A 23,223-nucleotide genomic window follows, 5' to 3' on the forward strand; every position below is an offset into this window, starting at 1 on the left:
CCTCGACAGATTCAACAGATGCTGCACGCCAGCGGCGCGCGGAGCTATTTTATTCCAGAACATGTTGTTTCTTAAAGAAAATACATTCCGTGGCTTGATTTTCGCGCATTTCAACACTCCGCAAGGAAACACTTGCCGCCCACCTGCGCCCATGACAATAATGGCGATCGTACGCCGTCTTGCCTGCCGACCATTACCCCTATGAACGCCTGCGCCATCGAATTTCACAACGTGCATCTGCAACTGGCGGGCAGCGCCGTGCTGTGCGGCGTCGACCTGCAGGTACGCGCGGGGGAACTGTTCGGTCTGGTCGGTGTGAATGGCGCGGGAAAAACCTCCCTGCTGAAATGCCTGCTGGACTTCTGCACGCCCGAGCGGGGCGACATCGCCATTTTCGGCCAGCCGCACCGGCACGGCGCGGCGCGCCAGCCCTTGTCCTTCCTGCCGGAACGTTTCCAGGCGCCCTACTACCTGACGGGCGACGACTTCCTGCGCTATCTGTCGCGCCTGCACAATGTGCGTCCCGATGCGCAAGCGCTGCGGCAAGCCTTGGGCGCGCTGGACCTGGCGCCGGACGCCTTGCGGCGCCCCGCGCGCGACTATTCGAAAGGCATGATGCAGAAACTGGGGCTGGCCGCCTGCTTGCTGTCGGGCAAGCCGCAACTGGTGCTGGACGAGCCGATGAGCGGACTCGACCCGAAGGCGCGCGCGCAGTTCAAGCAAGTGCTGTGGCAAGCGCGCGCGCAGGGTCGCGGCGCCCTGCTCACTTCGCATGCGCTGGCCGACGTGGAAGAGCTGTGCGACCGCATGGCCATCCTGCATGGGGGCCGCATCGTGTTTGCGGGCACACCCGCCGAATGCCGCGCGCGCCATGGCGGTGTGGCGGGAGCCAGCCTGGAACAGGCTTTCCTCAATTGCATCGCGGCATGAACGCCGACACGCACGCCACGCTCCAGGCGCCGTCCGGGCGGCCTTACGCACCGTCCCCGCACGGCATGTATCTGCGCCATTTCGGCTTGCGCACGGCGCCCTTCGGCATCACCCCGGACCCGGCCTTCTTCTATCCCGGCAACACACGGGGCGAACTGCTGGCCGCGCTGCTGTATGCCGTCACGCAAGGCGAAGGTATCATCAAGCTGACGGGCGAAGTGGGCAGCGGCAAGACCATGCTGTGCCGCATGCTGGCCGAACGCCTGCCGCCCCACGTCGACGTGGTGTACCTGCTCAATCCCCGCCTGGAGCCGGATGAAGTCTTGCACGCCATCGCCGCCGAACTGGGCCTGGAACTGGACGGCTGCCGCGCCGATGCCGTGCTGCGCGCCCTGCACAGCGAGCTGATCGCCCGGCATGCAGCCGGGCGCCAGGTGGTGCTGCTGGCCGAAGAGGCGCAAGCCATGCCGGGCGCCACCCTGGAAGCGCTGCGCCTGCTGACGAACCTGGAAACGGCCAGCCACAAGCTGCTGCAAATCGTCCTGTTTGGCCAGCCGGAATTGCAGCATACCCTGGACTTGCCCCAGTTCCGCCAGTTAAAGGAACGCATCACCCACAGTGTTACCGTGCCGTGCCTGCCGCAGGCGTTGTTGAACGATTATCTGGCGTGCCGCCTGGCCGCCGCCGGCCGCACGGCGCCGCTCGTTTTCACCCCTGCCGCGCTGCGCCTGCTGGCGCGCGCTGCGCAGGGCATCGTGCGCAGGATCAACATCCTGGCCGACAAAGCCTTGCTGGCAGCATTTGCGGACGATGCGCAGCAAGTGAGCGCGCGCCATATGCGCCTGGCCATCGCCGACAGCCCTTTTTACCGCGCGCCATGGCACGCGGGCAAGCTGCTGGCGGGCGCCTTGAGCGCACTGATGCTGGTACTGGCCGCTGCGCTGCTGTGGCAATGGCTGGCAAGCAGCCAGGGCCAGACAGCGGCGGGGATGGCGCCGCCGTCCAGCCACCCGTCCAGCACTAACCCGCATGCCGAGGCCCGGGCGGCGGCACCGTCAACGTTGCTCGACAGCAAGCTGGCCGAATCGCGCGACTGGTTGGCACAACAAGGGCCGCAGCAACTGGTGCTGCAGATCGCCAGCCTGCCTGCCAGCGAGACGGCCGCGGCAGAAACCTTTTTGCAGCAGGCGCAGCAAGTCATCGGCCTGCGCGATATCCACGTCTTTCGCCTGCCTGGCAGCGTAGCTAGTACGCCAGCCGCTACGTCGCCAGGCAAGCCGTCCGGCACGCGGCAAGCGGCACCACCGCAGGCGCCCGCCAGCGCCGCCGCGCGCCTGGCCATCGTCTACGGCAGCTATGCCGACCGGGCCAGCGCCGAAGCCGTTTGGGCCAGGATAGCCCCCGCATCGCCGCAGAATATATTGCTGAGCAACATGGAGAGTATCCGCAAGGAAATGAAAGCCGCGCGCCCGGCACAAGCGGGACGTGGCGCACCTTGACTTTATTTCTGCATATTGCTTCCCAGGCCTGCACAGCCGATTGCTTTTAGGCGATCATGCTGGTTAAAATTATAAAAGCACAACACGACTCCAAGGGCGAACTTTTCATGATTCAACACCCTATTCCTGTGCTGGCCTCTTGGGTCGCCCTCGCCTGCAGCGCCATGCTGGCCGGCTGCGCCGCGCGTCAAACGCCGCTGTCGCCTGGCCACATCAATGCCCCGCCCCGCCCCGCTGGCGCCATTCCCGAACCGGTGCAACAAAGCAGCGCGCTGGCCGCGCCCCTGCCCGCGCCCAAAGTGGAAACCTACAGCGTCACCGTGCACAAAGTGCCCGTGCAATCGCTGCTGTTTGCGCTGGCGCGCGACGCGGGCATGAATATCGACATCCACCCGCAGATCGAGGGCAGCGTCACCCTGAATGCGCTGAACCAGACCCTGCCGCAACTGCTGTCGCGCATAGGCAGGCAAGTCGACATGCGCTACGAAATCGACGGCAAGAACCTGACGGTGCTGCCCGACGCGCCCGTGTGGCGCAATTACAAGGTCGATTACGTCAACATGGCGCGCAGCACCAACAGCAGCGTGAATATCGCCACGCAAATTTCCACGGCGGGCGGTGGCGGTGGCAACAGCAGCAACCCTGTCGGCAACACGCAAGGCAGCGGCGGCAATGGCAATAACAATTCGACCACCCTGGTAGTGAATCGTTCGGAAAATAATTTCTGGTACAGCCTGGAAAAGAATATCCGCGACCTGCTGCGCGAGACCACGCTCAACGACGTGCAGGTGGACCCACTGGCGCAGCTGAACCAGCAATTGACGAGCGTGCCCGGCCAGCAAGGGCAGCAAGGCCAGCCGCAAAACCAGCCCGGCAATGTCCCCGCATCGGGCGCAGCGGGCCAGTTCGGCGCCCAGCCCCCAATGCAGAATGGCGGACAGAATAGCGGCCTGTATGCGCCGGGCCAGCAGGTGGCCGGCCAGAACGCGAACCCTGGCCAGCCGCTGGACGCGAACGGCATGCCGCTATTAAAACTGGCCAACAAGGGCAGCCCCTCGTCGGTGGTCGTCAACGTGGAGGGCGGGCTGATCGCCGTGCGGGCCACGGGGCGCCAGCACGAAAAGATCGCCGAATTCCTCGATGCGGTAGTGCACAGCGCAAAGCGGCAAGTGCTGATCGAAGCGACCATCATCGAAGTGCGCCTGAGCAATGAATACCAGCAAGGCATCAACTGGTCGCGCCTGACGGGCAGCCTGCAGTTGCGGCAGGGCCAAGTGGGCACGACGGTCCTGCCCAGCGGCGTCACGCCCAATATCACGCCGGGCATCTTCCTGCTCAATTATGCGAAAGACAGTTTTGCCACCACCATCCAGCTGCTCGAATCGTTCGGCAAGGTGAAAGTACTGTCCAGCCCGAAGATCAGCGTGCTCAACAATCAGACGGCCATGCTGAAGGTGGTGGACAACAATGTCTTCTTTACCATCAAGGTGACGCCCGCCGTGATCAGCTCGACGGGCACCATCACCACGCCGGCCACGTATGAATCGAAACTGGAAACGGTGCCCGTGGGCTTCGTCATGAGCGTCACGCCGCAGATTTCCGACAGCGATGAAGTGACCTTGAACGTGCGCCCCACCATCACGCGCATCGTTGGCTACGTGCAAGACCCGAATCCTGCCCTGGCCACGGCGAATGTGCAAAGCCGCGTGCCCGTAATCCAGGCGCGCGAGTTGGAGTCGATCATGAAAGTGAGCAATGGCCAGATCGCCGTGATGGGCGGCCTGATGCAGGATTCCATCGACAATGCCAGGGATGGTGTGCCGGGCCTGTCCAGCCTGCCTTTGGTGGGCAATTTATTTACCTATCGCAATGAAGCGAGCAGCAAGACGGAGCTGGTGATCTTCATGCGCCCCGTGGTGGTCAAGGATGCCAGCATCGACGGCGATTACCGCGACTACCGCTACCTGCTGCCAGGCCAGGCGCCGCTCAACAGCCAGCCGTACACGGATGGCCCGCCGGCGGCGACCGCCCAGCCGCAGGCACGCCTGCAGGGAGACTTCCCATGAGTTTGCTGATGCAGGCGCTCAAGAAGGCCGAGCGCGCCAAACAGAACAGCCTTTCCGACGAGGAGCTGGAAAAGCCGTCCGAGGCCTACGACCAGGTGCTGGAACTGGCACCGGCCGACGCCCTGCCGCCCCGTCCCGCGCCTGCCACGCCAGCTGCCGCGCCGCCCGTGCAGCCGGCCAGCACCTTGCGCCTGGAACCGCTGCCGGACGCGCCCGCGCCGCCGGCGCCCAGTGGCGCCCAGCCAGGTTCACAGCCAGACCCGCAGCCGGGTGCGCAGCAGTCCCCTCGCCCCGAACCGCCACCCGCCCGGCCACGCGCCAGCCGCAGCAATACGCCGCCGAAAGGCCCCAGGGGGCCCATCAGCGTCGACCCGGCCACCGTGCGCCTGGCCGTCCTGCTGGCGATCCTGCTGCTGGTGGCCGGTTCCATGGCGTATTGGTACTGGCGCGCCAGCACCAGCCCCGGCGCGGGCGCCAACCTGCCCGGCGTGCCCATGCCGCTGACGGATGCCGCAGGCACGGCCGGTGTTGCCGCTCCCATCGTGGTAGTGCCGGCAACGGGAGCCGCGCAACCCGATGCCTCGCCCGCCCCCGCCACCTTGCCGCCGGACTACCCGCGCGACGCGCGCCAGCCAGCGGGTGCGGCGGACCAGCAGGCGATGATACAGGCGGCGGCCCAGGCCGCCGTGGCGGCGCAACTGGCGCACATGGCGCCGCCCGCCCAGCCCAGCCTGCCGCCCGTGGCCGCGCCCGAGAATAACCAGATCCAGGTGCAGCGCAGCGTTGCCGCGCCGCAAATCAACCCCGGCGTGCAGCAAGCCTACCAGGCCTTCAACGGGGGCCAGCTGGGTCTTGCTCGTCAGCAATATGAAACAGTGCTGCGGCAGGATGCCAACAACCGCGACGCGCTGCTGGGGCTGGCGGCCGTGGCCCTGCGCGAAAACCAGGGCGCGCAAGCGGCAGCCTTGTACGTACGTTTGTTGGAAATCAATCCCGACGATGGCGAGGCGCTGGCCGGTCTGATCGGCCTGCGCCAGGGCGACGTGGTGCTCAGTGAAGCAAAGCTGAAAGCCATCCTGGCCCGCAGCCCCGACAGCGCCCCCGTGCTGTTTGCGCTGGGCAATGTGTACGCCAAGCAGCGCCGCTGGAACGAAGCGCAGCAGCAATTTTTCCGCGCCTACGGCGCCGCGCCCGCCAATCCCGACTATGCCTTCAACCTGGCCGTGGGCCTGGACCGGCTGAACCAGCCCCGGCTGGCCGCCACGTATTACCAGCGCGCATTGACCCTGGCGCAAACCACACCCGCCGCGTTCGACCAGGCCGTGGTGCAAACGCGCCTGCGCGAACTGGCCGAGCCGGCCACCATCACACCCCGTCAAGAATAAGCGACATGGCAGAACAGGCAAAACTTCCGCTGGGCAAATTGCTGATCCAGAAAGGCGTGATCAGCGAAGACCAGTTGCGCATCGCCCTGATCGAGCAGCGGCGCAGCAGCGAACCGCTGGGCAAGCTGCTCATCACCTTGGGCTTCGTCACGGAAGCGACCGTGCGCGAGGCGCTCAGCGAAAACCTGAAACAGGTCAGCGCGGACCTGGCCAGCCTGGTGGTCGACGCCATCGCCTTGAAACTGATCCCGAAAGACGTGGCCAAGCGCTACCGCGTGTTTCCCATCGTGTATGAACGGCAAGCCGACAACCTGATCCTGGCCATGGCCGACACCAGCAACATCGTGGCGCTCGACCAGATCAGCGCCATGCTGGTCAAGGGCATCACGATTTCCACCGTGCTGGTCAACGAATCGGACATTTCGCGCGCCATCGACCAGTACTATGGCTTCGAACTGTCGATCGACGGCATCCTGCACGAAATCGAGACGGGTGAAGTCAGCTATCAAAGCATGGCTTCGGCGTCGGACGAGTACAGCCAGCCCATGGTGCGCCTGATCGACGCGCTGCTGGCCGATGCCGTGCAGAATGGCGCCTCGGACATCCATTTCGAGCCGGAACAGTCGTTCCTGCGCATCCGCTACCGCATCGACGGCATCCTGCGGCAAATCCGCAGCCTGCACAAATCGTACTGGCCGGCCATGGCCGTGCGCCTGAAGGTGATGTCGAACATGAATATCGCCGAGGCGCGCGCGCCCCAGGATGGGCGCATCAGCATCAAGTTTTCCGGGCGGCAAATCGACTTCCGCGCCTCGGCCCAGCCCACCACGCATGGCGAAAACGTCGTGCTGCGCGTGCTGGACCGGCAAAAAGGCATCGTGCCGCTGGACGCCCTGGGCCTGGCCGAGGCGGAACTGAACTTGTTGAAACTCATGATCGCGCGCCCGGACGGCGTGATCCTGGTGACGGGCCCGACGGGCAGCGGCAAGACCACCACCCTGTATTCGATACTCAACCATATCAATACGGAAAGCGTCAATATCATGACGCTGGAGGACCCGGTCGAGTATCCGATGAACATGATACGCCAGACCTCCGTCAACGAATCCGTCAAGCTGGGCTTTGCCGACGGCATCCGCTCGATGATGCGGCAAGACCCTGACATCATCCTGGTGGGCGAGATCCGCGACCGCGAAACGGCGGAAATGGCCTTTGCCGCCGCAATGACGGGCCACCAGGTGTATTCCACCCTGCATACGAGCTCGGCCATCGGTTCCGTGGCGCGCCTGCTCGACATCGGCATCCTGCCCGACATCATGGCTGGCAACATCATCGGCATCGTGGCGCAGCGCCTGGTGCGCCGTTTGTGTCCGCATTGCAAGGAAACGGTCATCGCCGACGACGTCGAGCGCCGCCTGCTGGGCCTGGCAAAGGACGATGCGCCCGTGTCCATCTGCCGCGCCGTCGGCTGCGAGCGCTGCGCGCACCAGGGCTACAAGGGCCGGCTGGCCATCATGGAAATCCTCAAGATGACGGCCGAACTCGATGAATTGACGGCGCGCCGCGCCAGTAGCCGCGAATTGAAGAACGCGGCGCGCGCAGCCGGCTTCAAGGGCATCGTCGACGACGGCATGCGCCGCGTGATGGAAGGCGTGACGACCCTGGAAGAAGTGGGCCGCGTGGTCGACCTGACGGAAAGGCTGGCCTGATGGCGCAATATGTCTACCGCGCCATGGATGCGGCCGGCGGCCTGATTCCCGGCAGCATGGAGGCGGCCAACGTGCCGGACCTGGAAGCGCGTTTGCACCGCATGCAGCTCGACTTGATCGATTGCAGGATAACGGGCCAGTACCTGGTGCTGCTGGGCAAACGCATCATCCACCGCCGCGACCTCATCAATTTCTGTTTCCACATGGAACAATTGACGGGCGCCGGCGTGCCCATCCTGGAAGGCTTGAACGACTTGCGCGAAAGCACGGACCACCCGCGCCTGCGCGAAGTCGTCACGGATCTCATTGAAAGCATCGAGGGCGGCCTGCCCCTGTCGGGTGCGTTGGCCCAGCATGGCGACATCTTCGACGCCACGTTCACCAGCCTGATCCTTGCGGGAGAACAAAGCGGCAGGATCGCCGAGGTGTTCAAGAACCTGTCGGAAAGCTTGAAGTGGCAAGACGAGCTGGCCTCGCAGACGCGCAAGATCGTCATGTACCCCGTCATCGTGGCCTTGGTGGTGGCGGCCGTGACGTTTTTCCTGATGATTTATCTCGTGCCCCAGCTGACGGCCTTCATACGCAACATGGGCGGCGAGCTGCCGCTGCATACGCGCGTGCTTATTTTTGTATCGAATGTCTTCATCGCTTACTGGTATCTGCTGCTGGCCTTGCCCGTGCTGCTGTTTTTCGGCCTGCGCGCGCTCGTGCGCCGCAGCAGCGCGGCACGCTACGCCTGGGATGGCCTGAAACTGCGGCTGTGGCTGGTCGGCCCCGTGCTGCACAAGATCATCCTGGCCCGCTTCGCCACGTTTTTTGCCTTGATGTATGCCTCCGGCATCACGATCCTCGAATGCATCCGCCTGTCCGAAGGCATTGCCGGCAACCAGGTGGTGGCGGCCGGCCTGCGCCGCGCCGCGCAGCTGATCAGCGAGGGCTACGGCGTCACCGCCGCCTTCCAGCACACGGGTATCTTCCCGCCGCTGGTGATCCGCATGCTGAAGGTGGGCGAGACGACGGGTTCGCTGGACACGGCCTTGCGCAATGTCAGTTACTTTTACAACCGCGAAGTGAAGGAATTGATCGAAAAAGTGCAGGCCATGATCGAGCCGGCCATGACGGTCATCCTGGGCTTGCTGCTGGGTTGGATCATGCTGTCGGTGCTGGGACCGATTTACGACACCATCAGCACACTCAAGACCTGAGGCCGCCGTGTTCCGCAAACAATTACTCTACATTACCAGCGACGCCCTGTGCGCCTACGACTGGGACCACGGCGTGCTGGGCCAGGGCCAAACCTTCCCCGCCAGCGCGGCCGGGCTGGACGACTTCGCCGCGTGGCTGGAAGATACGCAGGCACAGCGGCTGGCCGTGCCCGCCTACCTGCTGACGGACCTGATCGAGGAAGATTTCCAGCGCCAGCTGCTGCCCCACGTGCGCGGCAAGGCGGGGCGCGCCTTGCTGGAGCGGCGCAAGCAGCAATTGCACCGCGACACGCCTTACCGGGGCAGCACCCTGCTGGGCCGCGAAGACACTGGCCGCCACGACGACCAGGTGCTGTTCTTTGCGCTGACCAATCCCACCTTGCTGCAGCCGTGGACGGAAGCGCTCGAGCACTTGCGCGTGCCTGTGGCCGGCATCTATTCGACCAGCCTGCTGAGTATTGCCCTGGTGAAAAAGCTGGCGATCGCGCACGAACACTTGCTGCTGGTGACGCAACAATCGGGCGGCTTGCGGCAAAGTTATTACGAAAAAGGCCAGCTGCGCTTTTCGCGCCAGACCCTGGCCATCGCGCTCGACGGCGTGGCCGTGAATATCGCCCTGGAAACGGAAAAGACACGGCAATTTCTCACCAGCACGCGCATGCTGGCGCGCGGCGACGTCTTGAATACCGTCATCCTGGCGCCGGCCACGCAAATTGCCAAGCTGGAATTGCTGTGCGACAACGGCGTAGAAGTGGCTTACCACTTCATCGACCTGAAACTGGCCGGCGAACGGGTGGGCTTGCGCCAGACGCCGGCGCTGGCCGACGAATTGCTGCTGACCTTGCTGGGCAAGCATCCGCCCGCCAGTCACTATCCGCCCGGTGCGCTGGCCCGCTATTACCACTTCCAGCGCGCGCGCAACACGCTGTATGGCGCCAGCGCGCTGATCGGTGGGTCGGCCGCGCTGTGGTGCGCGATTAACATGCTCGGCGGCATAACCGACGGCGCCAGCACGCAGCGCCTGGCCCAGGAAACGGCGTCCTACCAGGAGCGCTACCGCATCGTCATGTCGGCGCAGCCGCCGGCGCCGGCCAAGACGCAGAACATGAAAGTGGCCGTGACTCTGGGCCAGATGATCGCCAGCCAGGCGCCGGAGCCGGGCCGCCTGCTGGGCATGCTGAGCGCCGCGCTCGACCAGGCGCCGCAGGTTGCGCTCAGCCAGCTGCACTGGCATGCGGGCCAGCCAGCGCAGCAGCCGGGCGCCAGCTTGCAGGGCAGCAGCGCCCTGGCCGGCATTCCCGTTGCACCGCCGCAAGCGCTGCGCCTGGAAGCGGACGTGGCCATGCCAAACAATGACTACCGCGCCGCCCTGGCCGCCATCACGGCTTTTGCGCAAACCCTGGCGCGCCAGCCGGGCTTGCAGGTGACGATAACGGAAACGCCGCTGGACTTGCGCCCCAGCGTGGCCCTGTCCGGCAAGAGCGCCGCTGCGTCACCGGATAGCCAGGCCCGCTTTACCCTCTTGCTCGCGTGGCAGCCATGAGCGGCCCCCTCAAGCAAGCACCCTTGCCCGGCATGCAGCGGGCCGGCACGCCCGCGCGCACCCTGCCCGCCTGGCTGGGCGAACTGCAGCTGGTGCGCAACGCCCTGCTGTGCTTTGTGCTGACCCTGCTGGCCAGCCTGGTGCTGCTCAGCCTGAGCGCCGCCTATCGCGCACGCGAAGCGCAGCAGCTGGACATCGCGCGCCGCACGCGCACAGCGGCCAGCACCCTGTTCAACCACGCGGAGGCGGAGAAGCAGGAAATCCGCGCCTACGAACCGCAATTCCTGGCCCTGCGCCAGCGCGGCCTGATCGGCGAGGAAAACCGCCTGGCCTGGATCGACGCCATCCGCCGCAGCCAGGAACAGCGTAAATTATTGCCGATCAGCTATGACATCAGCCCGCAGCAAGGACTGCAAGTGCCATTGCCGATGGTGATGGGGCAATATCATCTGCGCGGCAGCCGCATGCGCCTGCAGATGGATTTGCTGCACGAGATGGATTTGCTGAACCTGTTGGACGATTTGCGCCAGGCCGGCTATTTTGCCGTGCAGGATTGCACGCTCAAGCGCCAAGCAACGGCCGGGGCCGGTACAGGCAACGCAATCGCCGCGGGCGCCACGGCGCCCACCCTGGGCGCCGAATGCGAGCTGCTATGGCTGACCCTGGGCAGCATGGCCGTGCCTGAACTGGGGCAGCCATGAAGTGCACCCTCGTCCTGCGCACCCTCGTCCTGTACGCACTGCTGGCTGGCAGCACGCCCGCGGCCCAAGGACAGACACAGTCACCGCAGCTGGGACGATTGTTCCTGTCGCCCCAGCAACGCGCCCAGATCGATGCGCAGCGCTACGGGCCGCCGGCAGCCGATCCCGCCCTGGCGCCTCCACCGCCACCGCCACCACCCGCACCGCCCGTAGAATTGAATGGCGTGGTGCTGCGCAGCAGCGGCCGCTCCACCGTCTGGCTGAACCAGGAAGCGCAGAACGAGCCGCACAACCGCCTTGCCCGTGGCAAGCCCAGCACATTGACCCTGCGCCTGTCGAACGGCCAGGTGGTGCTGCTCAAGCCCGGTCAGCGCTACGACCCGGCCAGCGGCACGGTCACCGAGGCGCAGGAGGCGCAGCCATGACGCCGCGCCATCATCGCCAGCGCGGCGCCGCCCTGCTGTTGCTGCTGGCCGTGCTGGGCCTGGGCGCGGCCAGCCTGTTGATCAGCGCCTTCGGGCGCAATACGGGCGAGACCGAACGTCAGCAGCGCACCCTGGCCACCCTGGCGCAGGCGCGCGAAGCCTTGCTGGGCTTTGCCGCCACGCAAGGCCGCCTGCCCCGTCCGGCCGCTTCCGCCCTCGACGGGCGCGAACGGGCCGCCGACTGCGCCGACGACGCCGAGTGCAGCGGCTTTTTGCCGTGGGTGGCGCTGGGCGTGCCGGGCGTTGATGCCTGGGGCAAGCTGTTGCGCTACAGCGTCACGCCGGAAATGGCGCGCGCGCCCATCGTCTCGTCTGCCGCCATCGCCAACCGCGTCGTGCTTGATCGCAACGCGCGCGGCGAACTCGCCTTCGTGGCGGGCCAGGAACAATGCGACGTCAGCGCCCAGTGCCTGCCTGTCGTGCTGTTCTCGCAAGGCAAGGATCATTACGGCACGGCCGCCAGCGGCGTGCGGCAGGTCAATACGGCGCGCGGCAATCTCGATGAAGCGGCCAACGACAGCGCCAGCCGCAGCTTCATCGCCCGCCCCGCCAGCGACAATGCCGCGCTGTCCGGCGGCGCCTTTGACGACATGCTGAGCTGGATTACCTTGCCCACCCTGTACCAACGCATGCGCGCCGCGCGCAACCTGCCATGAACGCCCACCCTCTGCCGTACCGCCGCCAGCGCGGCTTTTCCCTGATCGAAATCGCCATCGTGCTCGTCATCGTCGGCCTGATGATAGGCGGCCTGGTCACGCCATTGACGGTGCAACTGGAACAGCGCAAGGTGGCCGAGACGCAAAAGGCGCTGGACGAGGCGAAGGAGGCGCTGACAGGCTACGCGCTGCGCTATGGCTACCTGCCGTGTCCCGCCATCTCCGCCGGCAATGGCCTGGAAGACCGGCGCGGCGTCCGCTGCAATGGTGAAAAACGCGCCGGTTTCCTGCCATGGGCCACGCTGGGGCTGCGCCAGGGCGACAGCTGGAACAATCTGTTCCGCTACAGCGTAACGCCGGCCTTCAGCGACAGCGGCCAGCTCTTCAGCCTGTCCACGCCGCGCGACATCAGCATCGTCACGCGCAATGGCGGCGCGCTGCTGCAGGCGACGGCGCTGAACGATATCCCCGCCATGATCATGTCGCACGGCAAGAACGGCTTTGGCGCCACGAGCGTGCAGGGCCAACGCCAGGCTGTGCCTTTCGGCAACAATGTCGACGAGCGCAACAATGCATCGAACGCCACCACCTTCATCAGCCGCGCCGCCAGCGGTCCGCAGCAGCCCGGCGGCGAGTTCGACGACCTCGTCGCCTGGCTGTCGCCGAACATCCTGTTCAACCGCATGGTGGTGGCGCAAAGGCTGCCCCGCTGATGACTATGCCCATGTCAATGCTCCGGCCCGCCCTCACCATCGCCCGCTACACGCTGCTCGAAGCGCTGCGCAGCCGCCTGCTGTGGCTATTCGTGCTGGCCGCCTGCGCCGGCGCCGCCCTGGCCGGCTTCCTGCAGCAACTGGCGCTGACGGAAAGCGGCGCCGTGCAGACGGCGCTGCTGGCGGCCACCTTGCGCCTGGCCAGCGTCTTCCTGCTGGCCACGTTCATCATCACCAGCATGGCGCGCGAAGCGGCCGAGCGGGGCCTCGAATTGCTGCTGGCCCTGCCCATGCCGCGCGCGGCCTACCTGCTGGGCAAACTGCTGGGCTACGGGGCGCTGGCGGCCGTGCCCGCCTTGCTGTTCGGCCTGTTGATGACGCTGTTCGCCGCGCCCGCGCACAGCGCGCTGTGGGCGCTGTCGCTGCTGGGAGAACTGTGGATCGTCGCCGCCTTCAGCCTGCTGTGCGCGGCCAGCATGCAGCAGGCCCTGCCCGCGCTGGCCGCCACGGGCGGCTTCTATGTGCTGGCGCGCATGCTGGGCAGCCTGCAACTGCTGGCGCACGGTCCCCACGCGGGCGACTCCCTGGTGCAGCGGGCCACGGCCGGCGCCATCGACATGCTGGCCCTGCTCTTGCCCCGCCTCGACGCCTTCACGCGCACGGACTGGCTGCTGTACGCGACGGGCGACTGGCAAGCCCTGGGCCGCGTGGCGGCGCAGACAGCCATCTATGTCGGCTTGCTGGCCAGTTGCGCGCTGTGCGACTTTTACCGCCGCAACATCTGATGACCAGCTCCCAACGCCCCTGGTCGAGCGTGCCGCGCCCCCTGTGCTGGCTGCTGGCCGTCTGCCTGCTGCTGCAGCTGGGCTGGCGCCTGGCGCAGCAGCACGCTCCCGCCCAGGCGCAGCCGCTGCCTGCGCCGCCGCCAGCGGCCGTGGCGCGCCTGGCCAGCCTGGGCGAGCCGCTGGCGATGTCGAAGGCCATGCTGCTGTACCTGCAATCGTTCGAGGACCAGCCCGGCGTCAGCCTGCCGTGGCGCCAACTCGACTATGAGCGCCTGGCAGGCTGGCTGGACACGGCGCAAACGCTCGATCCGCGCAGCCAGTATGCGCTGGTGGCCGCCAGCGGGGTGTACGCGGGGGTGGCCGATCCGCAGCGCGCGCGGCGCATGCTGGCGTTTGTCGCCGCCAGCTTTGCCGCCGACCCGGACCGTCGCTGGCCCGCCATGGCGCAGGCCGTGCTGGTGGCCAAGCACCAGCTGCACGACCTGCCGCTGGCCCTGTCGTATGCGCGCGCGTTACGCCAGTTGGCGACGGGATCGCAGGTGCCAGCCTGGGTGCGCGAGATGGAAGCGTTCATCCTGGAAGACATGGACCAGCTCGACAGCGCCCGCCTGTTGATCGGCGGCCTGATCGCCAGCGGCCAGATCACCGACCCGCACGAGCTGGCTTTCCTGGCGCACCGGCTCGACGAACTTTCCGAAAAGAAAGCAAAGGTGGCGCCATGACCTGCCGCCCGAAATCCCATGTGCACCCGATAACATTTGCAGTAAACTGCCATACCAGGCCCCAGCACTTTTTTCCAAGGAAATCCCCCATGCCCCCACGTCGCCAGCACGGCTTTACGCTCGTAGAAATCGCCATCGTCCTGGTCATCATCGGCCTGCTGCTCGGTGGTGTGCTTAAGGGGCAAGGCTTGATCGACAGCGCCAAGGTGAAAAACATCATCCAGCAATCGAATGCGCTGACGGCCGCCGTCAACGCCTACCAGGACAAGTTCCGCGCCCTGCCCGGCGACGATATCCAGGGCACCACCCACGTGCCCAACTCGGCCGGCAACGGCAATGGCGACGGCCAGATCGGCGACGGCCAGCCGCGCGAATTCACCCTGGCGCCGCAACACCTGGCGCTGGGCGGCTTCATCACGGGTTCCTACAATGGCACCTCGCAATTCATGACCAGCGCCCAGGGCGGCGCCGTCTACCTGTACAACGATGAAGTGGGCGGCCGCGCCGGCAATGGCATCCGTTTCGACAACTTGCCCGAGAGCTACGCCGAACAGATCGACAGCAAACTCGACGATGGCGTGGCCAGCACGGGCAGCGTGCGGGCGAACATGCCATATGGCAATGCCGGTGCTGTCATCCCCCGCACCGCCGTCTTTTTCTGAGCCGCCAGTCACTATCAAAGGAATACCATGTCACTGCACCGCGCACTCGTCGTCTCCCTGGCCGCCGCCAGCGCCTTGCTGGCCGGCAGCGCGCAAGCCCAATACGTGGGGCCGACGGCCGGCCCGACCGCCCCCAGCAGCGTGGCTGCCATCCTGAAAAATCCCGTCGACGACCAGGCCGTCGTGCTGCGCTGCCATTTGCTGCGCAAAGTGGGCAAGGAGAAATACACCTTTTCCGACGGCACGGCGGAAATCCGCGTGGACATCGATGACAAGGTCTTCATGAACCGCAAGATCGACGCCAGGACCCAGGTGGAAATCCGTGGCGAAGTGGAGGAGACTTCATGGAAAGCCCGGAAATCGATGTCGATGTGCTGACCGTCGTCCCGTAAGCTTCCTTTGCCATCCCGCCGCCACGGCGGGATGCGCACTTCGCCCGCCTGCCATCGGCGCAGCGCGGCGCTGCATTTGTATTCCTTGCGCAAGCTTTTTTCCATTCCAGAAACTAGGCTTGTCAGAGCGACCAATTTCGTCTAGCATCTTTTCATTCAAGGTCAGCCAGCGCCAGCGTGAGCCTGCCTGTCGACTCATCCATTCTGGGAGCTTTCCGGGTGCAAGATTTGCCTTCGATACGCTCACGAATTTCATGGCTGGTGCTCGCGTGGGTCATTCCGACGGCGCTGGTGTTTCTCCTGCTCGTGGCGCAAAGCTACACGCGCGAACGCGACCATGTCGTCAGCGAAACGGCGCAGGCTGCACGGGCAGTCGCCGCCACCGTCGAACGCGACCTGAGCGGCGCGCAGATGGCCGCGCGCATCCTCGCTGCCTCGCCTGCCCTGCAAACGGACGACATCGGCGCCCTGCGCATCCTGGCCGACAGCCTGTTGCAGCCGGGCCTGGCCGTCAGTGCCTTCATCGTCTCCGACGCCAAGGGACGCCAGTTGATCAATACGGCCCTGCCCGCCAGCCAGGCGCCGCCCCCCTTGCCGCAAAAATGGGCCGCCAGCATGGAACGCGCGCGCGCCTACGGCAAGCCGCGGCTGACCAGCCTGCTCATGGCGCCGGACGACGTGCCACGGCTGGCCCTGAACCTGCCCTTGCCTCGCGACAAGGGGGGCGCCCATGTATTGACGGCGCTGTACCCGCCCGACTACCTGCCCGTGCTGCTGCGCGAGCTGCACCTGCCGGCCTATCTGGGCGCGGCCATCATCAATGCCGACGGCATCAACGTGGCGCGCACCCTGGCGCCACAGCGCTATGTGGGCCAGCGCAGCGCGGCCCCCCTGCTGGAACAGATACGCCAGGCGCGCGAAGGCGTGCTGCGCCATGCCACCCTGGAAGGCCTGGATGTGTATACGGGCTTTCGCCGCGCGCCCGACAGCAGCTGGACAGTGGCCGTCACCATGCGTACCAGCACGGTGGCCGAAGCCCTGCTGGGCTCGGTAGTCACGGGCTCGGTCATCCTGGCCCTGCTGCTGGGCGCCGGCTTTGCCCTGGCCTGGCGCGTGGGTGGCCGTCTGGCCCGCACCTTGCAGGAACTGACATTGCAGATCCACGCACTGGCGCAGGGTAAACCCTTGCTTTTGAACAAGCACACGGACCGCGAGTCGGCCGACATGGCCAGCGCCCTGGGCGCGCTGGAACATGATCTGCGGCGCCACCGCACGCAGCTCGAAAGCCTGGTGGCCGAACGCACGCTGGCCCTGGAAAAATCCACGCGCCTGCTGGAAACCGTGTACGCGACGGCGCCCATCGGCATGCTGTTCGTGGGCCTGGATTTGCGCATCGTCATGATCAACCACTACCTGGCCGCCATCCACGGGGCCAGCGTGACGCAGCATCTGGACCGTCCCGTGGGCGCCATGCTGTTCGACGACGCCGTGCGCGCGGAGGTGGAGCGCTGCGTGCGCCAGGTGATCGAGACGGGCACCCCCATCGTCGACATGGAGTTGAAAGGCCACAGCGGGCAGCAGCGCGAACAGCTGAGCCACTGGATCGTCTCGTATCACCCAATTTTCGGCCCGGAACAGCAGTTGCTGGGCGTATCGGGCCTGTGGCTGGACGTCAGCGAGCGCAAGCGCAGCGAAGCGGAATTTCGCCACTCGAAACATCTGTTCGGCACCATCATCGAAAACATCCCGGCCATGGTCTTCGTCAAGCGCGCCGACAAGCTGAGCTTTGAAATGGTCAATCGCCACGCGGAACTGACGCTGGGACGCTCACGCGAGCAATTGCTGGGCAAGACGGACCACGACTTCTTCCCGCCGCAGCAGGCGGCCGCCTTCGTCAGCGCCGACCGCAAACTGCTGGCCACGGGGCAGATGGTGGAAATCGAACAGGAAGCGATCAACACGGCCGACGGCACCACGCGCCACTTCACCACGCGCAAGGTGGTCTTGCGCGACGATGCGGGGCGCGCCAGCCACGTGCTGGGGGTATCGATCGATATCACGGAGCGCAAGCGCGCCACCGAGGTGCTGCACGCCACCACCTGGCGCCTGGAGCAAAGTGAGCGCTTCATCCGCACCGTCACCGACAACCTGCCTGGCATGGTGTCGTACTGGGACGCCGACTTGCGTTGCCGCTTTGCAAATAATTTCTATAATGAATGGTTTGGCCGCAGCAGCGCCGAGCTGGCCGGCATCCACATGCGCGAATTGCTGGGGCAGGAACTGTTCGACGTGTATGCGCCCCATGTCGATGGCGTGCTGGCGGGCCGGCCGCAAAGCTTCGAGCGCGACCTGCTCGATCCCGCCGGCCAGGTGTGCCACACGTGGACCAACTACATCCCCGATGTCGACGACAGCGGCGGCGTGCGCGGCTTCTTCGTGCTGGCCTCGGACGTGTCTGAACTCAAGCGCACGGAATTGCGCCTGCACGAACTGAACGAGCAAATGGTGCGCGCGCGCGACAAGGCCGAGGCGGCCAGCACGGCGAAGAGCGAATTCGTCGCCAACATGAGCCATGAAATCCGCACGCCGATGAACGCCATCATCGGCCTGGCGCGCCTGCTGGAGGAGTCGCCGCTGGAGCGGCGCGAACGCAGCTATGTGGGCAAGATCCAGATGGCCACGCAGTCGCTGCTCAATATCGTCAATGACGTGCTCGATTTCTCGAAGATCGAGGCGGGACAGATGGTGCTGGAACAGCGCCGCTTCCGGCTCGAACGCATGCTGGGCAGCGTCGGCGTGTTGCTGGCCAGCAGCGCCTGGGCGCGGGGCGTGGAGCCCGTATTCGTGCTCGACCCCGGGGTGCCGGACGAACTAATCGGCGATGCCTTGCGCGTGGAGCAGATCCTCACCAACCTGGTGGGCAACGCCGTCAAATTCACCTCGCATGGCGAAGTGGTGCTGGCCATCACCAAGGTGGCCGAGGATGCGACCGGCGCAACGCTCGAGTTTTCCGTGCGCGACACGGGCATCGGCATCGGCGCGGCCGAGCAGGAACACATCTTCGACGCGTTTTCCCAGGGTGACAGCGGCACCAGCCGCAAATACGGCGGCACGGGGCTGGGACTGGCCATCTGCCGGCGCATGGTGGAATTGATGGGGGGCAAACTCAGCGTGACAAGCGCGCTGGGCCAGGGTTCCGACTTCCGCTTCAGCTGCCGCTTCGACAAGGTGGCGCCGCCGCCCGAGCCGACCGGCAAGAGTGCGCCCAAGGCCCTGTCGCTGCTGATCATCGACGACAACGCCAGCGTGCGCGCCATGCTGGAAGACTGGTGCGCGGCGCAGGGCTGGCACAGCCGCAGCGCCGACAGCGGCGCGGCCGGCCTGGCGCTGCTGCGCCGCCACGCCAACGGCCTGGACGGCTTGCCGCCGGCAGATCTTGTGCTGCTCGACGCGGCCATGCCCGGCATGGATGGCATTTCCATGCTCACCGAGGCACGCGCCGATGCATGCCTGACGCTGCCGCCCGTGATCATGCTGGTGGCCGACCAGGACAGCGAAAACCTCGAACGCCTTGCCGACAGCCTGATGCTGGCCGGCATCGTCTCGAAACCGGCCACGCCGGCGCGCCTGCTGGCGGCCGTGACGGCCGTACGCGAAGGCCGCAGCGTCCCTTCCGCGCCGCCCGTTTCCACGCCCCTGTCGGGCTTGCTGGAAGGCATGCGCGTGCTGCTGGTGGAAGACAATGAAATCAACCAGGAAGTGGCGCAATACATTTTGCTGCACTCGGGCGCGCGCGTGGCCGTGGCCGCCAACGGCCGGCTGGCCGTCGACTTGCTCACCGGCACGCCGGACGCCTGGGACGTGGTGCTGATGGATTTGCAGATGCCCGTCATGAATGGCTACGACGCCACCCTGGCCATCCGCGCGCTGGGCTTGCCGGACCTGCCCATCATCGCCATGACGGCCAATGCCATGGACGAAGACCGCCTGCGCGCCATCGCCAGCGGCATGAATGCGCACGTGGCCAAGCCCATCGATGTCGACGAGATGATCCAGACCCTGACCCGGCTGGTGCCGGCGCCCCAGAGCGACGGCGACAGCGCCGTGCGGGCCGGCCATACCGTCGCGCCCATGCCGCAGGTGCCGGCCACGGTGCCCGGCATCGACCTGGCTGCGGCGCTGCACCGCTTCGGCGGCGATTACGGCGCCTTCCTGGCCCTGCTCAAACGCTTTGAAAATTCGCAAGGCGACGCCGTCGAGGAAACACGCCGCCTGTTGGCCGCGGGCCAGACGCAGCAGGCGGCGCAGCTGCTGCACCGCGTCTGCGGCGTGGCGGCTAACCTGGGCGCCGCCCACGTCGCCAGCCTGGCTGGCGATGCTGAAAAGGCCCTGAAAGAGGGCCGCGCGCACGCTATCGCAGCCTTGCTGGGACAACTGGAACTGGCGATGGCCGAAGTCATCGACGCGGCACGGGCCCTGCCCTCGCCCTTGCGGCGCGGGCAGCCGGCGCAGGCCACGCCCGGCAGCGCACCGCTCGACCTGCGCGCCGGCCTGGCCGAACTGCTCGTCTTGATCCGCAACAATAACCTGAAGGCGCTGGCGCAATTCCACGCCCTGCACCCCGCCATCCAACAGTCAGACCGGGAAGCGGCCCTGGCGATGGCAAACGCGATCGAGACATTGCATTTTTCCGAAGCGGAAATACTCGTGCTCGATCAGCTGAAACGAGAGGAAAACAAGTGAGCTGGACCAACCTTGCCATGAACGGGCGCATCCTCATCGTCGATGACGCCATGGAAAACATCCAGATCCTGCACCAGCTGCTGCGCGAGGAACACGAGGTGCTGTTCGCCCTGAGCGGCGAGAAAGCGCTGGAAATTGCGCATAATCAACTGCCCGACCTGATCCTGCTCGACGCCGTCATGCCCGGCATGGATGGCTATGCCGTGTGCAATGCGCTGCGCGAATCGGCCATCCTGAGTGCCATTCCCGTCATCTTCGTCACGGCCCTGAACCAGCCCGAAGACGAGACGCGGGCGCTGGAAGCGGGCGCCGTCGATTTCATCACGAAGCCGTTCAACGCGGCCGTCGTGCGCGCCCGCGTGCGCAGCCAGCTGACCATCAAGCGGCAAGCCGACGCCATGCGCGAACTGTCGCTGACGGACTCGCTGACGGGCGTGGCCAACCGGCGCAGCTTCAACGACACGATGGACAGCGAATGGCGACGCTGCGCGCGCGACGGCGTGCCGATGGCCCTCATCATGGCCGACATCGACCACTTCAAGGATTACAACGATACCTATGGCCACCAGGCGGGCGACCTGTGCCTGCAGCAAGTGAGCGCCGCCCTGCGCCGCTGCGCCGTGCGCCCGCCCGACCTGCTGGCGCGCTACGGCGGCGAGGAATTCATCATCCTGCTGCCGCAGGAAACGCGCGACGGCGCCGAAGTGGTGGCCCAGCGCATCCTCGATGAAGTGCGCGCCCTGCACATCGCGCACGCCAAATCGAGCGTCGGCCCGCACGTCACCGTCAGCCTCGGCATGGCCAGCGTCATGCCCACCGAAGGCATGGACCCCAGCGCCCTGATCCGCGCCGCCGACGCCCTGCTGTACCGCGCCAAGCAGACGGGACGGGACAGGTATTGCGCGTCGGAGGGGCCGTGAGATTGATTTTTTACGGATAACACCGCATCAAGAACTCCGCCACGCACACGGGTTTCGCATCGCCCTCGCGCTCCATGGTGACGGCCCAGTTCACTTGCGCCCCTTCCGGCACGTCCTCCACGGAAAGAATGTCGAGCCGCGCGCGCAATCGGCTGCCGACGGGCACGGGCGCGGGAAAGCGCACCTTGTTCAAGCCGTAGTTGATGGCCATGCGGATGCCGGCCATGTGCAAGGCGCCCGCCAGCATGGCCGGCAGCAACGATAAGGTCAGGAAACCGTGCGCCACGGTGCAGCCGTACGGCGACTCGCGCGCGCAGCGCTCGGCGTCCACATGGATCCACTGATGGTCGTCCGTGGCGTCGGCAAAGGTGTCGATGCGCTGCTGGGTGATGCTCAGCCAGTCGGAGATGGCCACGTGCTGTCCCGCCAGCGCTTGAAAACCGGCGATGCCGGCGATATCACGCACGAGACGGCTCCCCTTGTTCCACCGGGCGGCGGCCGAACATGCCCATGCCCTCCACCGTCGTCACCACTTCGCCATGCTGGTTGCGCACGCTCCACACGGAAATGACGATGCCGCGGTCCGGTTTCGACGTGGATGGCCGCACTTCCTTGACCTGATAGGTCAGCTGCAAGGTGTCGCCCGCGCGCACGGGTTTGAGCCAGCGGATACTGTCCAGGCCGGGCGAGCCCATGCTGGACGAATGCTTGAGCAGATTGTCCACCACCAGGCGCATCATCATGCCGCAGGTGTGCCAGCCGCTGGCGATGACGCCCTTGAAGATGGTCTTTTCGGCAGCCGCATGGTCGACGTGAAACGGCTGCGGGTCGAAATCCGTGGCGAAGGCGATGATTTCTTTTTCCGTCACGTGACGCTGGCCCAGGTCGATTTCCAGTCCTTGCGTGAAATCTTCGAAATACCAGTGCTTGGGTTTGATTCCGGTCAATGCGGTCATGCGATCTCCGTCGGCAAAAAGCCCGGCTGGGCGATAAAGCGCTCGATATGGTGCTCCACGTCGCCCAAGGTGAGGGCGATCATGCTCAAGCGCTTGAAATGGTGGGCGGCAGGCAATTCATCGGTGACGCCCATGCCGCCATGCAATTGCACGGCTTGCTGGCCGACAAAGGTGGCGGCCAGCCCAACGCGCGCCTTGGCGGCGGACACCGTGCGGCGGCGCTCCACCACATCGGCGCTATCGACCTTGGCGGCGGCCAGCATGGCCATCGCGCGCGCCTGCTCCAGGTGTATGAACATGTCGGCCATGCGGTGCTGCAAGGCCTGGAACTTGCCGATCGGCGCGCCAAACTGCTGACGCGTCTTCAGGTATTCCAGGGTGGCGGCAAAGATGGCGTCCATGGCGCCCACGGCTTCCGCGCACAGCAAGGCGGCGCCATAGTCGAGCGCTGCATCGAGCACGGGCCAGCCCTGCCCCGCCTGGCCCACCAGGGCGTCATGCCCCAGCACCACTTGCACGAGGGTTACGGTGGCGGCGCGCTGGCCATCGATGGTGCGGTAGTCGCGCACGCGCACGCCCGGCGCGTCGGCGGGCACCAGAAATAAAGAAATGCCATCCGTGTCATCCTGGCTGCCGTTGCTGCGCGCCGAGACGATCAGCGCGCCCGCCTGCGCGCCGTGGATGACGACGGTTTTCTCGCCGTCGAGCACGAAACCGTCGCCGCTGGCCGTGGCCGTAGTGGCGATATCGTGCATGTCGTGGCGCGACTGCCGTTCGCCCAGCGCGCACGCGAGCTTCAGGCTGCCGCCGGCGACCTGTTCCAGCACGCTATCGTGCCCGCCCGCCAGGGTGAGGAAGCGCGCGCCCAGCACGGTGGCCAGATACGGTTCGACCACCAGACCACGTCCCAGTTCCTGCATCACCAGCAGCATGTCCACGGCCGTGCCGTCGAAGCCGCCCGCGCCGGCCGGCAGCGGCAAGGCCGTCATGCCCAGTTCGGCCAGGGTTGCCCAGGCCGCGTCGGACGTGCCCGCGACCGAGTGGATGATTTTCTGCCGCGTTTCGAAGCGGTAATCCTTGTCGACCCAGCGCCTGAGCGCGTCGGCAAATTGCTGCTGTTCCTGATTAAAATGAAAGTCCATGTCGTCTCC

20 protein-coding genes are annotated in these 23,223 nt (G+C 65.9%); 17 read left to right on the top strand and 3 right to left on the bottom strand.

Annotated elements, in window-relative coordinates; all coding sequences use genetic code 11:
• Window positions 1-132: 132 nt before the first annotated feature.
• The 17 genes from ACQ4W0_RS23905 (at window position 133) to ACQ4W0_RS23985 (ending at window position 21,116) form a co-directional block, all read left to right on the top strand.
• Window positions 133-930, top strand: coding sequence for an ABC transporter ATP-binding protein (locus tag ACQ4W0_RS23905; protein ID WP_436579019.1), 798 nt, complete (start codon window positions 133-135; stop codon window positions 928-930).
• On the top strand, window positions 927-2,429 hold the full coding sequence (locus ACQ4W0_RS23910) for an ExeA family protein (RefSeq protein WP_436579020.1): 1,503 nt from the start codon (window positions 927-929) through the stop codon (window positions 2,427-2,429). Before ACQ4W0_RS23905 ends, ACQ4W0_RS23910 begins: the two co-directional genes overlap by 4 nt.
• Window positions 2,430-2,536: 107 nt before the next feature.
• Window positions 2,537-4,495, top strand: a complete 1,959-nt coding sequence (locus ACQ4W0_RS23915) for a type II secretion system protein GspD (RefSeq protein ID WP_436579021.1) — start codon at window positions 2,537-2,539, stop codon at window positions 4,493-4,495.
• Window positions 4,492-5,880, top strand: coding sequence for a tetratricopeptide repeat protein (locus tag ACQ4W0_RS23920; protein ID WP_436579022.1), 1,389 nt, complete (start codon window positions 4,492-4,494; stop codon window positions 5,878-5,880). The genes ACQ4W0_RS23915 and ACQ4W0_RS23920 overlap by 4 nt, the downstream gene beginning before the upstream one ends.
• A gap of 5 nt (window positions 5,881-5,885) precedes the next feature.
• Window positions 5,886-7,589: a GspE/PulE family protein gene (locus tag ACQ4W0_RS23925; protein ID WP_436579023.1), complete on the top strand. Its 1,704-nt coding sequence runs from the start codon at window positions 5,886-5,888 to the stop codon at window positions 7,587-7,589.
• Entirely contained in the window at window positions 7,589-8,794 is a 1,206-nt protein-coding gene (locus ACQ4W0_RS23930; RefSeq protein WP_436579024.1) for a type II secretion system F family protein, read from the top strand. The genes ACQ4W0_RS23925 and ACQ4W0_RS23930 overlap by 1 nt, the downstream gene beginning before the upstream one ends.
• 7 nt (window positions 8,795-8,801) lie before the next feature.
• The gene (locus ACQ4W0_RS23935; protein ID WP_436579025.1) at window positions 8,802-10,337 is read left to right on the top strand and encodes a hypothetical protein; all 1,536 of its coding nucleotides are present in this window, start codon (window positions 8,802-8,804) and stop codon (window positions 10,335-10,337) included.
• Complete coding sequence (locus ACQ4W0_RS23940) at window positions 10,334-11,038, top strand: hypothetical protein (RefSeq protein ID WP_436579026.1); 705 nt, start codon at window positions 10,334-10,336, stop codon at window positions 11,036-11,038. The genes ACQ4W0_RS23935 and ACQ4W0_RS23940 overlap by 4 nt, the downstream gene beginning before the upstream one ends.
• The gene (locus tag ACQ4W0_RS23945) at window positions 11,035-11,463 is read left to right on the top strand and encodes a hypothetical protein (protein WP_436579027.1); all 429 of its coding nucleotides are present in this window, start codon (window positions 11,035-11,037) and stop codon (window positions 11,461-11,463) included. The genes ACQ4W0_RS23940 and ACQ4W0_RS23945 overlap by 4 nt, the downstream gene beginning before the upstream one ends.
• A complete protein-coding gene (locus ACQ4W0_RS23950) occupies window positions 11,460-12,179 on the top strand; it encodes a hypothetical protein (protein WP_436579028.1) in 720 nt (239 codons plus the stop codon). Before ACQ4W0_RS23945 ends, ACQ4W0_RS23950 begins: the two co-directional genes overlap by 4 nt.
• The gene (locus ACQ4W0_RS23955; RefSeq protein WP_436579029.1) at window positions 12,176-12,892 is read left to right on the top strand and encodes a type II secretion system protein; all 717 of its coding nucleotides are present in this window, start codon (window positions 12,176-12,178) and stop codon (window positions 12,890-12,892) included. Before ACQ4W0_RS23950 ends, ACQ4W0_RS23955 begins: the two co-directional genes overlap by 4 nt.
• An 11-nt stretch (window positions 12,893-12,903) precedes the next feature.
• The gene (locus tag ACQ4W0_RS23960) at window positions 12,904-13,677 is read left to right on the top strand and encodes an ABC transporter permease subunit (RefSeq protein WP_436579030.1); all 774 of its coding nucleotides are present in this window, start codon (window positions 12,904-12,906) and stop codon (window positions 13,675-13,677) included.
• Entirely contained in the window at window positions 13,677-14,399 is a 723-nt protein-coding gene (locus ACQ4W0_RS23965) for a hypothetical protein (protein ID WP_436579031.1), read from the top strand. Before ACQ4W0_RS23960 ends, ACQ4W0_RS23965 begins: the two co-directional genes overlap by 1 nt.
• 89 nt (window positions 14,400-14,488) lie before the next feature.
• Window positions 14,489-15,061 (top strand): prepilin-type N-terminal cleavage/methylation domain-containing protein, encoded by a 573-nt coding sequence (locus ACQ4W0_RS23970; protein ID WP_436579032.1) that lies wholly within the window; start codon window positions 14,489-14,491, stop codon window positions 15,059-15,061.
• Between the two features lie 27 nt (window positions 15,062-15,088).
• Window positions 15,089-15,439, top strand: coding sequence for a YgiW/YdeI family stress tolerance OB fold protein (locus tag ACQ4W0_RS23975; protein WP_436579033.1), 351 nt, complete (start codon window positions 15,089-15,091; stop codon window positions 15,437-15,439).
• A gap of 275 nt (window positions 15,440-15,714) precedes the next feature.
• A complete protein-coding gene (locus tag ACQ4W0_RS23980) occupies window positions 15,715-20,196 on the top strand; it encodes a PAS domain-containing protein (RefSeq protein WP_436579034.1) in 4,482 nt (1,493 codons plus the stop codon).
• Complete coding sequence (locus ACQ4W0_RS23985; RefSeq protein WP_436579035.1) at window positions 20,193-21,116, top strand: diguanylate cyclase domain-containing protein; 924 nt, start codon at window positions 20,193-20,195, stop codon at window positions 21,114-21,116. The genes ACQ4W0_RS23980 and ACQ4W0_RS23985 overlap by 4 nt, the downstream gene beginning before the upstream one ends.
• Before the next feature lie 10 nt (window positions 21,117-21,126).
• Here ACQ4W0_RS23985 and ACQ4W0_RS23990 read toward each other — a convergent pair whose 3' ends face one another.
• Genes ACQ4W0_RS23990 through ACQ4W0_RS24000 form a run of 3 tightly spaced genes read right to left on the bottom strand, consistent with a single transcriptional unit; the run spans window position 21,127 to window position 23,214 of the window.
• Window positions 21,127-21,582: a MaoC family dehydratase gene (locus ACQ4W0_RS23990; protein ID WP_436579036.1), complete on the bottom strand. Its 456-nt coding sequence runs from the start codon at window positions 21,580-21,582 to the stop codon at window positions 21,127-21,129.
• Window positions 21,575-22,072 carry a MaoC family dehydratase gene (locus ACQ4W0_RS23995; RefSeq protein WP_436579037.1) on the bottom strand — a complete coding sequence of 166 codons (498 nt, stop codon included), beginning with the start codon at window positions 22,070-22,072 and terminating at the stop codon, window positions 21,575-21,577. The genes ACQ4W0_RS23990 and ACQ4W0_RS23995 overlap by 8 nt, the downstream gene beginning before the upstream one ends.
• Entirely contained in the window at window positions 22,069-23,214 is a 1,146-nt protein-coding gene (locus ACQ4W0_RS24000) for an acyl-CoA dehydrogenase family protein (protein ID WP_436579038.1), read from the bottom strand. The genes ACQ4W0_RS23995 and ACQ4W0_RS24000 overlap by 4 nt, the downstream gene beginning before the upstream one ends.
• Window positions 23,215-23,223: the final 9 nt, after the last annotated feature.

Source organism: Janthinobacterium breve, assembly GCF_051380895.1.
In the GTDB taxonomy this organism is placed as follows: Bacteria; Pseudomonadota; Gammaproteobacteria; order Burkholderiales; family Burkholderiaceae_D; genus Janthinobacterium.

Coding starts and splice junctions, on each gene's coding strand:
- ACQ4W0_RS23965 (WP_436579031.1), top strand. CDS start 13,677: ATGACCAGCTCCCAACGCCCCTGGTCGAGCGTGCCGCGCCCCCTGTGC.
- ACQ4W0_RS23960 (WP_436579030.1), top strand. CDS start 12,904: ATGTCAATGCTCCGGCCCGCCCTCACCATCGCCCGCTACACGCTGCTC.
- ACQ4W0_RS24000 (WP_436579038.1), bottom strand. CDS start 23,214: ATGGACTTTCATTTTAATCAGGAACAGCAGCAATTTGCCGACGCGCTC.
- ACQ4W0_RS23925 (WP_436579023.1), top strand. CDS start 5,886: ATGGCAGAACAGGCAAAACTTCCGCTGGGCAAATTGCTGATCCAGAAA.
- ACQ4W0_RS23930 (WP_436579024.1), top strand. CDS start 7,589: ATGGCGCAATATGTCTACCGCGCCATGGATGCGGCCGGCGGCCTGATT.
- ACQ4W0_RS23975 (WP_436579033.1), top strand. CDS start 15,089: ATGTCACTGCACCGCGCACTCGTCGTCTCCCTGGCCGCCGCCAGCGCC.
- ACQ4W0_RS23945 (WP_436579027.1), top strand. CDS start 11,035: ATGAAGTGCACCCTCGTCCTGCGCACCCTCGTCCTGTACGCACTGCTG.
- ACQ4W0_RS23920 (WP_436579022.1), top strand. CDS start 4,492: ATGAGTTTGCTGATGCAGGCGCTCAAGAAGGCCGAGCGCGCCAAACAG.
- ACQ4W0_RS23910 (WP_436579020.1), top strand. CDS start 927: ATGAACGCCGACACGCACGCCACGCTCCAGGCGCCGTCCGGGCGGCCT.
- ACQ4W0_RS23950 (WP_436579028.1), top strand. CDS start 11,460: ATGACGCCGCGCCATCATCGCCAGCGCGGCGCCGCCCTGCTGTTGCTG.
- ACQ4W0_RS23995 (WP_436579037.1), bottom strand. CDS start 22,072: ATGACCGCATTGACCGGAATCAAACCCAAGCACTGGTATTTCGAAGAT.
- ACQ4W0_RS23915 (WP_436579021.1), top strand. CDS start 2,537: ATGATTCAACACCCTATTCCTGTGCTGGCCTCTTGGGTCGCCCTCGCC.
- ACQ4W0_RS23970 (WP_436579032.1), top strand. CDS start 14,489: ATGCCCCCACGTCGCCAGCACGGCTTTACGCTCGTAGAAATCGCCATC.
- ACQ4W0_RS23955 (WP_436579029.1), top strand. CDS start 12,176: ATGAACGCCCACCCTCTGCCGTACCGCCGCCAGCGCGGCTTTTCCCTG.
- ACQ4W0_RS23940 (WP_436579026.1), top strand. CDS start 10,334: ATGAGCGGCCCCCTCAAGCAAGCACCCTTGCCCGGCATGCAGCGGGCC.